This is a genomic window from Kibdelosporangium phytohabitans (assembly GCF_001302585.1).
In the GTDB taxonomy this organism is placed as follows: Bacteria; Actinomycetota; Actinomycetes; order Mycobacteriales; family Pseudonocardiaceae; genus Kibdelosporangium; species Kibdelosporangium phytohabitans.
Window position 1 is genome coordinate 1,563,456 of record NZ_CP012752.1, and the last position, 13,431, is coordinate 1,576,886.

Below are 13,431 nucleotides of genomic sequence, written 5' to 3' on the forward strand. Positions count from 1 at the left end.
CTGCGCGGGGAGGGCGCTTTAACGCGTCGGAAACACCGGCGATCCCGGTTCGACACGCTCGCGATCCAGCATGGGACGTGCCAACCAGGGAGGACCAACTTCTATGACGCGGACTCTGGTCATCGTCGGCTACGGCATGGTCGGTCACCGTCTGGCGCAGGCCATGCGTGACCGGGACGTGCACGGCGCATGGCGAATCACAGTACTCGCCGAGGAAACGCGACCGGCGTACGACCGGGTCGCCTTGTCATCCTATGTGCACACATGGGACGCGGGTGACCTGACGCTGCCGGCCGTCGTCGGCGTGGATCTCCGGCTGGGCGAGGCCGCGCTGGAGATCGACCGGGTGAAGCGGGAGATCATCACCAGCAAGGGCGAGCGCGTCACCTACGACGCGCTCGTCCTGGCGACTGGCTCGGCGCCGTTCGTACCGCCGGTTCCCGGCCGCGAACTGCCGGGGTGCTTCGTCTACCGCACGATCGACGACCTCGACGCGATCCGCGAGGCCGTCGAAGCCGCGGGACGGACCGGCAGGCGCGCGGGAATGGTGCTCGGCGGCGGACTGCTCGGCCTCGAAGCGGCGAACGCGCTGCGGGGCATGGGATTGTCCCCGCACGTGGTCGAGCTCGCGCCCCGGCTGATGCCGATCCAGGTCGACGACGGCGGCGCCGGTCTGCTGCGCGACCTCGTGCAGAAGCTGGACCTGACCGTCCACACGGGAACTTCGGCGCAGGTGATCGAACGCGACGGTCAGCGGATGGTCGTGAAGCTCACGAGCGGGGTCGAACTCGACGTCGACGTGGTGGTGTTCTCCGCAGGTATCCGCCCGCGTGACGACTTGGCCAGGGCCATGGGTTTGACCGTCGGGCAATGCGGTGGCGTTGTGGTGGACGAAGGTTGCCGAACGGGCGACGCGAACGTCTACGCCATCGGCGAATGCGCGTGCGTGGCCGGAATGGTCTACGGCCTGGTGGCTCCTGGGTACGCCATGGCCGAGGTCGTGGCCGATCGCTTGCTCGGCGGGACGGCCACGTTCCCCGGCGCGGACACGTCGACCAAGCTGAAACTGCTCGGTGTGGACGTCGCCAGCTTCGGCGACGCGCACGCCACCACCGAAGGCGCGCTCGAAGTCGTGTTCAACGACGCCGTAGCCGGGACGTACGCGAAAGTCGTGGTGTCCGACGACGCGAAGACGCTGCTGGGCGGCATCCTGGTCGGCGACGCGAGCGCGTACACCATGTTGCGCCCGTTGGTCGGCCGCGCGATCTCCGGCGACCCGGCGGCGCTCGTCGCCCCGGCCGGAACCGATGTCGCGCTGGGCTCATTGCCTGACGACGCCCAGGTTTGTTCGTGCAACGCGGTGACCAAGGCTGTGATCAAGGGCGCCATCGCCGAGGGCTGCGCCGACGTTCCCGGGCTGAAGAGCTGCACCAAGGCAGGCACTACTTGCGGTTCGTGCGTGCCGATGCTCAAGCAGTTGCTCACCGAGGCCGGTGTCGCGCAGTCGAAGGCTCTGTGCGAGCACTTCGACTACAGCCGCGCGGAGCTGTTCGAGATCGTCGCGGGCTCCGGCGTCAGTACGTTCTCCGAGCTGATCACCAAGCACGGCAGGGGATTCGGCTGCGACATCTGCAAACCCGCGGTCGCGTCCATCCTGGCCTCGCTCGGCACGGGCCACGTGCTGGACGGCGAACAGGCCTCCTTGCAGGACACCAACGACCACTTCCTGGCCAACCTGCAGCGCAACGGGACGTACTCGGTCGTGCCGAGGATCCCCGGCGGGGAGATCACCCCGGACAAGCTGATGGTGATCGCCGAAGTGGCCAGGGACTACGGGCTGTACACGAAGATCACCGGCGGGCAGCGGATCGACCTGTTCGGCGCCACGGTCGACCAGCTCCCGCACATCTGGCGGCGGCTGGTGGACGCGGGCATGGAGTCCGGCCACGCCTACGGCAAAGCCCTGCGCACAGTCAAATCCTGCGTCGGCACGACCTGGTGCCGTTACGGCGTGCAGGATTCGGTCGCGCTGGCGATCCAGCTGGAGCTGCGGTACCGAGGTCTGCGGTCACCGCACAAGCTCAAGTCGGCGGTGTCCGGCTGCGCCAGGGAGTGCGCCGAGGCACGCGGCAAGGACTTCGGCGTGATCGCCACCGAACACGGTTGGAACCTGTACGTCGGCGGCAACGGCGGGTTCCGGCCGCGGCACGCCGACCTGCTGGTCTCCGACGTCGACACGGACACGCTGATCAGGCTGGTCGACCGGTTCCTGATGTTCTACGTCCGCACGGCCGACCGGTTGCAACGCACGTCCGCGTGGATCGAGGCGATGGACGGCGGTCTCGACCACCTGCGTGCGGTGATCGTGGACGACAGCCTCGGCATCTGCGCCGACCTGGAGTCCGCGATGCACCAGCACGTCGGCGCCTACGCTGACGAGTGGCGCGGTGTGCTGGAGGACCCGGAGAAACTCGCCCGGTTCACCTCGTTCGTCAACGCGCCCGGCACGCCGGACCCGACGATCTCGTTCCGCGAGGAGCGCGGCCAGCGCGTCCCGGTCCAGTTGGGCATCCCGGAGGTGGTCTCACCATGAGTGTGCAGTTCCCGTTGACGAACCTGCTGCCCAACCGGGGCGTGGCCGCGTTGCTGCCAGGTGACGTCCAGGTCGCCGTGTTCCGCACCAGCGACGATCGGGTGTACGCGCTGTCCAACATCGACCCGTTCTCCCGTGCCGCGGTGATGTCACGCGGCATCGTGGGCGATCGAGACGGCGTGCCGGTCGCCGTCTCGCCGATGCACAAGAACGCCTTCGACCTGCGCACAGGGGTGTGCGTGGACGATCCAGAGGTGTCGCTGGCGGTTTTCCCGGTGCGGGTGGACGCGGGCATGGTCATGGTCGGGGCTCCGTGACGCTCATGGTCGAGACCGAGGTTCCACCGCTGGCCGGGTACACGGTCGGTGTGACCGCCGCCCGTCGCGCGGATGAACTCACGGTTCTGCTGGAACGGCGTGGTGCCAACGTCATGCACGGTGCCGCGATCAAGATCGTGCCGTTGCCGGATGACACGCGGTTGCAGGCGGCGACCGAGGACATGCTTGCCGAACCGGTCGATTTCGTCGTCGTCACCACGGGAATCGGGTTCCGCGGCTGGGTGGAGGCGGCCGAGGGCTGGGGGATGGGACCGGCTCTGCTCGACGTGCTCGCCCACGCGGCGGTGTTCGCCCGTGGCCCCAAATCCAAGGGCGCCGTGCGCGCGGCCGGTCTGGTGGAGAGCTGGTCACCGGCGTCGGAGAGCAACTCCGAGGTGCTCGAGCACCTGATCGAGTCCGGTGTGGACGGGAAGCGGGTCGCGGTCCAGTTGCACGGTGAACCGTTGCCGCACTTCGTCAGCAGCCTGCGGGCGGCGGGCGCGGACGTCGTCGAGATCCCGGTGTACCGCTGGACCCTGCCCACCGACGTCGGCCCGCTCGAGCGTCTGCTCGACGCGGTCGTGGCCGGGCAGGTCGACGCGTTGACGTTCACCAGCGCCCCGGCGGCGGCGAGCGTCCTCACCGTGGCCGAACAGCAGGGACGCAAGGACGCCCTGGTGAACGCCCTGCGCGGGCCGGTCCTGCCGGTCTGCGTCGGGTCGGTGACGGCCGGGCCGCTGGTGGCCGCGGGAATCCCCGTGACGCAGCCGGAACGGCCGCGGATCGGCGCACTGGCCAGGACAGTAGCGACGGAACTGCCCGCGCGTGCGACACGGCTGAGGATCGGAGACCGCGGGCTCGAAGTGCGTGGGCAAGCCGTCGTGGTCGGTGGCGTGTTGCGGGTTGTGCAACCTGCGCCCATGGCCGTACTGCGGGCACTGACCGCGACACCTGGGCGCGTGTTGTCCAGGCCTGCGCTGATTGGCGTGCTGCGCAGGCATTCGGGACGTGACGACAGTGTCGACGCGCACGCCGTGGAGACGGCGATCGCCCGGCTGCGATCCGCGCTCGGCGACCCGTCGCTGGTGCAGACGGTCGTCAAACGCGGCTACAGGTTGGCTATCCCGGTATGACTCTGGTTCTGGCCGCACACGGCACACGTGATCCGGCAGGTCGCCAGGTCGTCCACTCGCTGGCCGCACGGGTGCGTGCCCATCTGTCCGATGTGGATGTACGAGTCGCGTTCGCCGATGTGTGTTCGCCCACTGTGACCGATGTGCTGCGGACGATCGACGGACCCGCGGTGGTGGTCCCCGCGTTCCTCGCTGCCGGATATCACGTCCGAGTCGACATCCCCGCCCAGGTCGACGAGTCCGGGCACAAGGACGTGGTGGTGGCGGAGCCGTTCGGGCCGTCGCTTGTGACCGTGGTGCATGAGCGTCTCGTCGAAGCCGGGTGGAGTGGTGAACCGATCGCCCTGGCCGCAGCGGGTTCGTCGGATCGACGTGCATTGGCCGACATCCACCGGGCTGGAAGGCTGCTGCGAAGCCTCACCCGAGTCGATGTCGAGGTCGGGTACGTGACGAGTGCGAGTCCTCGGATCACGGACCTGGTTCGTGGCCGCGGGTTCGCGATCGCGTCGTGGTTGCTGGCTCCGGGGGTGTTCCACCGCGTCTTGCGTGACACCGGGGCGGACATCGTCGCTGAACCGATCGGCGTACACGCGCGTGTCGTGGACCTCGTCGTCGGCCGCTACCGTGGCGCACAGTTGCCGGTAGCACTCGGAGGGTAGTCGCCGATCACGAGGCGAAGGCGTTCACGCGAGGAACAGACTGGGGGAAAGGAACATCACGCGGGAGTCTGTTCGTTGCGGCGGTTGCCGCAACGGATTGTTCCGTGAGAGTGGACCCATTGCGTCCTGCTCAACGGAATGTCCGTTCGTCGAAAGGTTCGATGTTCAGATCCGCACGTCTGCTCGCTGGTGCGGTTGCCCTGATCGGACTCGTTCTCCCCTCCCACCGCCCAGGCCGAGGCAGCCTGCGTCTGGCAACGGAAGGAATTGCCCACACCACCGAACTACCCGGTTTCGCAGGTGATGGGGGCTGGGGGTGAGTACGCGGTCGCGCTGGCGGGCGGGCCGCAGCGGCCTGCGATCGTTCGCTGGCACCGGGGACAACCCACCTTGTTCGAATCGCCCGCGGTGGACCAGAACCTCTACGGTCCGCCGTTTGACGTCAGTGCCAACGGAACCGTGTTGGCCACGCTCTTGGCGTGGTCCGGGCCGAGCGTGCACTTCCCGTACGTCATCCTGCCGGATGGGACACTCAAGGCGCTGAAGGACCCCGACGGTGGCCGATGGGTCGCACCGGTCGCCATCAACAGCCGTGGTGACGTCGTCGGTTCCGCCGCGTGCGAAAACGCCCGCAAGCTCGTCCTGTGGAGAGGCCCCGAGTACGGACCGCCCGAGGTGCTCGGCGAGGGCGACGCGATCGGGATCGACGATTCGGGCACCATCCTGATGAGGCCGGGGACCAGGTACGAGCCAGACGGGACGACGACGCCTCTGAGCACGCCCGTTGGAGCCACGTACGTGGAAGTATCGAGCTTCGACAACGGCACGGCCGTCGGTTCCGCCATGATCGACGGGATCACCCGAGCTGTGGTGTGGAACACGGACGGCACTGTCCGTCACGTGTTGGGCGAAGGCATAGCGCATTCGGCCACTGGCCGAGGAACTGTTCTCGGCAGCCACCTGGATGCCGGGAAGCTGTGGCGTGACGGCCAACCGGCCGCGTTGCCGGATCCAGGGCCGTACGGCGACACCGGCTTCGCCACCGAACAGGACACCCTGATCGCGACATACGAGGACGGCGGCAACATCAACACCACCGAATGGAGCTGCTCGTAGCGACTCGATTGAGCAGTGCGGGCGGCTCGGTGGCACCCTGCCGCCGGGCCGCTTCGGCATAATGGCGGGGTCTGTCCGTGACGTACGGTCCACATGGGGGATTCCGTGATCAGATCCGCACGCGTAATGGTTGGCTCGATCGCGCTGGTCGGCCTGCTTTTCCCGGCGACTGCCCAGGCACAGGCGGCCTGCGTGTGGCAGCGGGCCGAACTGCCCGTGCCCGCCGGGCACGGCAATCCCGCTGTGAAGGGAGTCGGCGGCGCCTACACCGTCGCGCTGACGAGGGCAACCCCGACGCCCGGAATTGTCCGCTGGCACAACGGCCAGCCGGCTTTACTCGGGTCGCCGGCGCAGGACGCGACCTTCTACGGCGCCCCGCGCGACGTCAGCGCCAACGGGACTGTCCTGGCCGATCTGGTGCCGACGGCCGGCCCGCCTGTGGGTGAGCCCTACGTGACCCTGCTCGACGGCACGCACAAGCCCCTGGGCACGCCGTCGCCCGGGCAGCAGAAGGTCGCCGTCGCCATCAACGCCGGTGGCGACGTCGTGGGTTACACCTCTGTCGACGGCGTCCAGCGGCTTGTCGTGTGGCACGCGTCGGACTACTCGAAGCCGCAGGTCCTCGGCGCCGGCGATCCGGCCGGTATCGACGACGCCGGGTTCATCCTGGCCAAGCCGGGAATCAGGTACAAGCAGGGCGAGATCGCGAAGCCGCTGAAGAAGCCAGCCGGTGCCACGCAGATCCAGGTGCACGGCTACGACAACAACACCGCCGCCGGTCTGGCGGTCATCGGCGACTCGTTCTACGCGACGGTGTGGAACGCGGACGGGACCGTCCGCCACGTGATGTCCACCGGCAAGGCGCAGTCGGCCAACAGCCAGGGGACTGTCCTCAATGGTGGGCCGATCCACAAGCTGTGGCGTGCCGGCCAGGAAGCCGACCTGCCCGTCCCCGGTCCGGCGAACTACACGCAGGCGTTCGTCACCGAGCGGGACACCGTGGTCGGCAACTACCGGGACGACGTTGACGGCTACGCCGCCGAGTGGACCTGTGGATAGCCAACGGCCCGTGCGGAAACCCGGAACCGCCGAAGACCATCGACGTTCCAGCACGAGCCACTAGAACAGGCTGGGCGGCTCGGCGTCTTCCTGCTGAGCCGCCTCAGCCCAGCGGTACTGGCGCATGCTCACGCGGTTGCCGTCCGCCAGAACGCCTTCCGCGCGCAGCCGTTCCAACTGCTCTTCCTGCAAGTGCGGCGCCGGGGTCCCGTCCGCGCGCAGGATCCGGTGCCACGGCAGGTCGTGGCCGTCCTCGGCCAGGACGCGGCCGACCAGGCGCGGCGAGGGCGCGCCCGCGACGGCTGCGATGTCCCCGTAGGAGGCCACTGAGCCCGGTGGGACGCTTTCGATCACTTCACGCACGCGTTCGTGCAGTTTCTCGTCCATGTCAGCCGTTCAGGTCGTTCAGGTAGGCCAGGACCGCCAGCACGCGCCGGTTGTCGTCCTCCGACGGCGGCAGCATCAGCTTGCTGAAGATGTTGTTGGTGTGCTTGCTGATCGCCTTCTCCGTGACGAACATCCGCGCCGCGATCGCCGCGTTGGAACGCCCTTCGGCCATCAGCGACAGCACTTCCCGTTCCCTCGGTGTCAACGTGCCCAGCGGCTCGTCGCGTTCCCGCCTGGCCAGCAGCTGGGAGATCACGTCCGGGTCCATCGCAGTCCCGCCCGCGGCCACGCGGCGCACCGCGTCGACGAACTGCCCCACCTCGGACACCCGGTCCTTCAACAGGTAGCCGACGCCACCCGCCCTGTCGGACAGCAGTTCCCGTGCGTAGAGCTGCTCGACGTACTGCGACAGCACCAGGATCGGCAGGCCGGGGACCTGTTTGCGGGCCTCGATCGAGGCCTTCAGGCCCTCGTCGGTGAAGGTCGGCGGCATCCGGACGTCCACGACCGCGACGTCCGGTTTGTGCTTCACCAGCGCTTCCAGCAGTGCCGGACCGCTGTCCACGGCTTCGACGACCTCGAAGCCGTGCGCGGTCAGCAACCGGATCAGCCCGTCGCGCAGCAGGGCAAGATCCTCCCCAAGGACAACTCGCACGGGCAGACACTACCGTGCGCTCGGCTAGCGGCCGAGGAAGTCCATGACCAGCCCGGCGGTCTGGACCGGCTGCTCGAAGTGCAGCATGTGGCCGCAGTCGAGCTCCGCTGTAGTCAGGTTGTCCCGCAGCGTGATCTTGCACGCCTGCACGAACGCCGGCCGGACGAACGGCGACCGCAGCGCGGAGACGAGCAGGGTGCGCGTGTCCGGCGGCGGGAGCTGGGCGGCGCGGCTCATCTCGCTCCACGCCGTGGTCGTCGCCGGGTAGCTGTACCGCGGCAGCCAGCTGCTGCCGATCCGCACGAAGTTCTCCCGCAGCTCCTCTTCCACGTCGAACATGCCGACCTCGGCCCACTTCTCCCGCAGCCAGCCGGCCGCCTGCCCGGCGGAGTGCGAGACGTGCGGCCACGGCGGCATGGTGTCCAGCGTGAACTGCGGGTCGAGGCCGATCGCCGGGTCGAGCAGGACCAGTTTGGTGACGCGCTGCGGCGCCAGCCTGGCGAGGTGGATCGCCGCGGCACCACCGAAGGAGTGCCCGACGACCGGCAGCCCGGTCACCTTCAGGGTGTCCAAAACGGACAGCAGATCGGCCGCGTGCTGCTCGAGCGTCCACGGCGGGAGGTGCGTCGAGTTGCCGTGACCGCGCAGATCCGGTGCTATCACGCGGAAACCGTCGATGAAGAACTCGGCGAAGCGTTTCCAGTGTCCACCGTGGCCGGTCACGCCGTGCAGCATCAGCACCGGCTTCCCGTCCTCGGGGCCGAACTGGCGCACATGCAGCATCGGGCTCACCCCACCATGATCCCACGCCACCGGATGATCCCTTTTTTCCGGTGTTTCCGGATTGCCGCCGCAGCCATTACGGTGAGGGGGACCGCGGACGGGTATGGAGGTCGCCCCGATGTCCCGAAAGCTCGCCCTCACCAGCATATCAATCTTGGTCGCCCTGTTCCTGCCGGTGCCTGCCGGGGCGGCCGAGATGCGTCAGCAGACCGCCATTCCGGCATATTGGGGACCGGATACGCCAGAAGGCATGGCGATCTTCAACCGGTTGGCGCAAAACCGGCCGACGAATGGGATCGTGGTGCTCAACGGCAGTCGCAGCATGCCGGAGCTGCCGTTCAACGCGGCCTGGGGCACGGCGATCGGCAAGCTGGCCGCGTCCGGAACGAAAACGCTGGTGTACGTCGACACGGGTTATCTGGGGGTGGACTTCGGGCACGGCAGCCACCGGACCAGGGCGGGCGGAACTTCGATTCCGGAATGGCTCGAGCAAATCCGGCGCGACGTCGACGACTGGTACGACGCGTACGGTCCGAGCGGGATCGGCGGAATCTTCCTCGACCAGACGATTCTTCTCTGCGGACCCGGTGACGAGTACGCGAAGATCTACACGCAGATCCGCGACCACATCAGAGCCAAGCACCCAGGCGCGTACATAGTGATCAATCCTGGGGCGCCTGCCGAACGGTGTTACGAGGACGTGGCCGACACGATGGTCTCGTTCGAAGGCGATTTCGACACCTACCTGACGCACACTTCACCGGACTGGCAACGTGATCACCCGGAATCGCGCAAGTTCTGGCACCTCGTGCACGACGTGCCGACCGAAGCCGACATGCGAACCGCCGTCGCGCGCAGCAAGAGCAACAACGCCGGGTTCGTCTACACGACCGAACGCACGATGCAGCCGTACCCGTGGAGCGGCCTCGCGTCCTACTGGGACGCTCAGCTGGTCGCCGCGTCCGGGATCACCGACATCACACCGCCGCACCCACCGGTCGGGCTGACCGCGACGACCCGTGCCGACCCGGCGGGCGCCCGCGTGCGGTTGTCGTGGCAGACGCCGACGGACGACGTGGCGATATCGGGTTACGAGGTGTACGCCAATCGTGTGAAGATCGCGGAAACGTACGACAACGCCCATCAAGTCACCGGATTGCCGCACGACAAGCCATACGAGTTCGCGATCAAAGCGCGTGATGCCGCCGGAAATCTCTCGGCCGGGAGCGCGCCATTGTTGATCACGACACCGTCCGCCGGGCCGCCGTTGACGGACGCCGCCGTGTGCCTGACGCCTGACTTCGCGGAATACCGGGTGAGTTTCGGCGCCGTGTTCGCCCACCACCGGGTGTTCATCGACTCCGACGACAATCCGGCAACCGGATGGAACCTCCCGCCCGGCCTGCCGTCCGGTGTCGACCTCTTGATCGAGAACTCGTTTCTGTACCGGTATACCGGACCGGGCTGGGCGTGGGAACGAGTACCGGAAGCACAACCTCTGGTAGGGGAATTCGGAGGTTCTTTCACCTGGCGTGTCCCGCTGGCCGGTCATACCAGGCACACCGTCGTGTTCAGCGGATTCACCGCCGACGATCCGCCGGACGAGTACAGTCCGGTGATTACCGCCGAGCAGGTTCCGTCCTGTTGATTCACTCGGCAGGACTAATCGAAAACTGCTAACGACTCCTTGGCCGGCGCCGACGAACCCAATGGCCGGTGTCAAAAATCCCCAAGGAGTGAGCGTGACTGTTCACATGCCGGATTTACGCAGAATCGGCATCGTAGGAATGGGCTATGTCGGCTTGACGCTGGCGGCCGCGATGGCCCGCAAGGGCTTCGAGGTGCACGGGGTCGACACCGACCCGTTCGTACTCGAGTCGTTGTCCCAGGGAAAACCGCACATCTTCGAGCCGGGCGTCGCCGAGGCGTTCAGCGAACTGATCGGCAAGAACATCTTCATCAGCCGTGAACTGCCGGAACACGGCGTGGACGCGGCGATCATCTGCGTGTCCACGCCCGTCGACGAAACGACCCATGAACCCAGGTTGAAGAACCTGGCCGCGGCGGCCGAACACGTGGCCGACCGGTGCGCGCCGACCACGCTGGTCGTTGTCCGCAGCACGGTCCCGGTCGGTGCGAGCCGCGCGGTCGTGCTGCCGCCGCTGGTCGAGAAGTGGGGCAGCGCGCGGTTGGTGATGGCGCCGGAGCGCACGATCCAGGGCCAGGCCCTGCGTGAGCTGGTCGAACTGCCGCAGGTCGTCGGCGGGCTCGACGAGGAGAGCCGGGAGCTCGGTGTCCGGCTGTTCGCCCGCTTGGCCGCCCAGGTGGTATCCGTGTCCACTGTGGAAACCGCTGAGCTGGTCAAGCTCACCAACAACTGCCACACGGACGTGATCTACTCGTTCGGCAACGAGGTCGCGATGCTCACCGAGCGGCTGGGCCTGGACCCGCTGGAAGTGATCAGGGCGACCAACCTCGACTACCCGAGGCCCGACATCGCCAAGCCCGGCTACGTCGGCGGCGGGTGCCTGTCGAAGGACCCGTACATCATGATCACCAGCGGGGAGAGCAACGGCTACGTACCGAAGCTCATCGCCGCGGCCCGCACCCTCAACGAGGAGACCCCGGTGCACGTCGCCCGCCGGATGGTGGACCTGATGTCCGGTGGCCGGACGCTGCTCGTGCTCGGCTGGGCCTACAAAGGACATCCGCCCACCGACGACATGCGCGGCACGCCGATCGTGTCGATGATGCCGGTGTTCGCCGACGCGGGGATCAGGGTGCTGGGCCACGACCCGCTCGTCCTGCCCCGCGTGATCAGGGAGTACGGCGGTGAACCGGTCGGCGTCGCCGAGGGTTTCCAGCAGGCCGACGCGGTGCTGGTGATCACCGACCACCCCGACTACAAGGCGATCGACGTGGACGAGGTGCTGCCCGGCGGGAACGTCCGCCTGGTCTACGACTCGTGGCGGATCCTGGACGCGGACAAGATCACCGCGCACGGCGTGCGCTACGCGGCGCTGGGCTACGAGGTGACCGCGTGAGGGCGCTCGTGCTCGGCGGCGCCGGGTTCATCGGCGTGCACCTGACCAGGCGCTTGCTCGCCGAGGGGCACGAGGTCACCGTGGTCGACGATTTCTCCCGCGGCCGCAACGATCCCGACCTCGCCGCGCTGGACGTGCCGGTGATCTCGGCCGACCTCACCGACCCCGAGTCGTTCGACCGGCTCCCGCACGGCTGGGACCAGGTCTACCTGCTGGCCGCGGTCGTCGGCGTGCGCAACGTGGAGAAGGACCCCGGCCGGGTCGTGCACGTCAACACCATGGTCGTGCTGAACACCCTCGACTGGATCAAGCCGGAGGAGAAGCTGTTCTTCGCCTCCACCAGCGAGGTGTACGCGGGCGGTGTGAGCGCGGGGATCGTGCAGGTCCCGACGCCGGAGACGGTGCCGGTGATGATCGACGACGTGACGGCGCCGAGGTTCGCCTACGCGGCGAGCAAGCTGCTCGGCGAGGAAGCGGTCGTCCACATGGGACGTGCCAGGGGGCTGTCGTTCGTGATCGGCCGGTTCCACAACGTCTACGGGCCGCGGATGGGCGCGGACCACGTGATCCCGGAGCTGTCGCTGCGGGCCGCGCGCCGCGAGGACCCGTTCAAGGTCTACGGCACCGACCAGTACCGCGCGTTCTGCTACGTCGACGACGCCGTGTCGGCCATGCTGCTGTCGATGGACAAGGTCACCGGTGAGATCGTCCACATCGGAAACGACGAGGAGACCAACATCGGCGACCTGACCAAGCTGGTGTTGCGGATCGCCGACCACGACCCGGTGCTCGACGTGGAGAGCGCACCGGCCGGTTCGGTCGCGCGGCGCTGCCCGGACTTGACCAAGTTGCGCGCGCTCACCGGCTACGAGCCCGCTGTGCCGTTGGAAGAGGGAGTCAGGCGGACGTTCGAATGGTATCGCGGGAACGCGTGACCCATCCGCGTGGCGGGCCGGTCGCGTTCTACTACGGGACCGACGAGATCGACCGGCTCGCCGCGTTCGACCGTGTGGTGCTACAGGGCGAGGCGTATTCCGAACAGGACATCGCCTCGCTCGTGGTACGGGGTGTGCGGCCGTTGTGCTACCTCTCGCTGACCGAGGACACCGGGCCGCCCGCGCAGTGGCAGCGTTCGGAGAGCAACCCGGACTGGGGTGGGCATTTCGTCCACGTCGGACACCCGGGGTGGAGCGAGCACGTCCTCGGCAAGGCCGGTGAGATGCGCAGACGGGGGTTTCGCGGGTTCTTCCTCGACACGCTGAACATCGAGCTGACCTTCCCGGACGACCTGCCGCACCTGCTCACCCTGGTCGCGGCGATCAGGGAACTGACCTACCCGGACTACCTGCTGGCCAACCGGGGTTTCGGCCTGTTGCCGCAGTTGGCCGAGCTGGTCGACGGCGTGCTGTTCGAGTCGTTCACGTCCAGGTGGGTCGACAACGGCTACGCGCCGTGGCCGCCGGACGTGCTCGACGTGCACGCCCGGTACGCGGAAATGCTGCTCGGGCTGGACGTGGAGGTCTTCGCGCTCGACTACGCGGACACCCCGCGGCTGGCGCAGTACGCGCAGGAGAGGGCCGCCCGGTTCGGGATGCCGTGTTTCGTGAGCACTCGTGATCTGGGGACCTTGCCGTCGTGAGTGGCTAGTCCGTCAGCACCGCGCGGCCAAACCACTCACGACAAGG

13 protein-coding genes are annotated in these 13,431 nt (G+C 67.8%); 10 read left to right on the forward strand and 3 right to left on the reverse strand.

Features of this window, described 5'->3' with window-relative positions; all coding sequences use genetic code 11:
* The first annotated feature begins 103 nt into the window (after positions 1-103).
* From nirB to AOZ06_RS07160, 6 genes are all read left to right on the forward strand, one after another.
* Complete coding sequence (gene nirB, locus AOZ06_RS07135; RefSeq protein ID WP_054288704.1) at positions 104-2,593, forward strand: nitrite reductase large subunit NirB; 2,490 nt, start codon at positions 104-106, stop codon at positions 2,591-2,593.
* A complete protein-coding gene (gene nirD / locus AOZ06_RS07140) occupies positions 2,590-2,910 on the forward strand; it encodes a nitrite reductase small subunit NirD (protein ID WP_054288705.1) in 321 nt (106 codons plus the stop codon). Before nirB ends, nirD begins: the two co-directional genes overlap by 4 nt.
* Positions 2,911-2,915: 5 nt before the next feature.
* Positions 2,916-4,043, forward strand: coding sequence for a uroporphyrinogen-III synthase (locus tag AOZ06_RS07145; protein ID WP_054296471.1), 1,128 nt, complete (start codon positions 2,916-2,918; stop codon positions 4,041-4,043).
* Entirely contained in the window at positions 4,040-4,702 is a 663-nt protein-coding gene (locus tag AOZ06_RS07150) for a sirohydrochlorin chelatase (RefSeq protein WP_054288706.1), read from the forward strand. The genes AOZ06_RS07145 and AOZ06_RS07150 overlap by 4 nt, the downstream gene beginning before the upstream one ends.
* A gap of 267 nt (positions 4,703-4,969) precedes the next feature.
* Positions 4,970-5,818: a hypothetical protein gene (locus tag AOZ06_RS59645; RefSeq protein ID WP_225954722.1), complete on the forward strand. Its 849-nt coding sequence runs from the start codon at positions 4,970-4,972 to the stop codon at positions 5,816-5,818.
* Between the two features lie 105 nt (positions 5,819-5,923).
* Entirely contained in the window at positions 5,924-6,877 is a 954-nt protein-coding gene (locus AOZ06_RS07160; protein ID WP_236952119.1) for a hypothetical protein, read from the forward strand.
* A 60-nt stretch (positions 6,878-6,937) separates the two neighbouring features.
* On the opposite strand, the gene AOZ06_RS07165 is transcribed toward AOZ06_RS07160, so the two are convergent.
* The 3 genes from AOZ06_RS07165 to AOZ06_RS07175 are packed head-to-tail and all read right to left on the reverse strand — an operon-like array spanning position 6,938 to position 8,702.
* Complete coding sequence (locus AOZ06_RS07165; RefSeq protein WP_054288709.1) at positions 6,938-7,264, reverse strand: MGMT family protein; 327 nt, start codon at positions 7,262-7,264, stop codon at positions 6,938-6,940.
* Between the two features lies 1 nt (position 7,265).
* The gene (locus AOZ06_RS07170) at positions 7,266-7,919 is read right to left on the reverse strand and encodes a LuxR C-terminal-related transcriptional regulator (RefSeq protein WP_054288710.1); all 654 of its coding nucleotides are present in this window, start codon (positions 7,917-7,919) and stop codon (positions 7,266-7,268) included.
* 24 nt (positions 7,920-7,943) lie between these two features.
* On the reverse strand, positions 7,944-8,702 hold the full coding sequence (locus AOZ06_RS07175) for an alpha/beta fold hydrolase (protein ID WP_054288711.1): 759 nt from the start codon (positions 8,700-8,702) through the stop codon (positions 7,944-7,946).
* 154 nt (positions 8,703-8,856) lie between these two features.
* On the opposite strand from AOZ06_RS07175, the gene AOZ06_RS07180 reads away from it, so the two are divergent.
* The 4 genes from AOZ06_RS07180 (at position 8,857) to AOZ06_RS07195 (ending at position 13,385) form a co-directional block, all read left to right on the forward strand.
* A complete protein-coding gene (locus AOZ06_RS07180; RefSeq protein ID WP_169798873.1) occupies positions 8,857-10,350 on the forward strand; it encodes a spherulation-specific family 4 protein in 1,494 nt (497 codons plus the stop codon).
* A 94-nt stretch (positions 10,351-10,444) separates the two neighbouring features.
* The gene (locus tag AOZ06_RS07185) at positions 10,445-11,746 is read left to right on the forward strand and encodes a nucleotide sugar dehydrogenase (protein ID WP_236952121.1); all 1,302 of its coding nucleotides are present in this window, start codon (positions 10,445-10,447) and stop codon (positions 11,744-11,746) included.
* A complete protein-coding gene (locus tag AOZ06_RS07190; RefSeq protein ID WP_054288714.1) occupies positions 11,743-12,681 on the forward strand; it encodes an NAD-dependent epimerase/dehydratase family protein in 939 nt (312 codons plus the stop codon). The genes AOZ06_RS07185 and AOZ06_RS07190 overlap by 4 nt, the downstream gene beginning before the upstream one ends.
* Complete coding sequence (locus AOZ06_RS07195; RefSeq protein WP_218921945.1) at positions 12,678-13,385, forward strand: endo alpha-1,4 polygalactosaminidase; 708 nt, start codon at positions 12,678-12,680, stop codon at positions 13,383-13,385. The genes AOZ06_RS07190 and AOZ06_RS07195 overlap by 4 nt, the downstream gene beginning before the upstream one ends.
* Positions 13,386-13,431 lie beyond the last annotated feature (46 nt).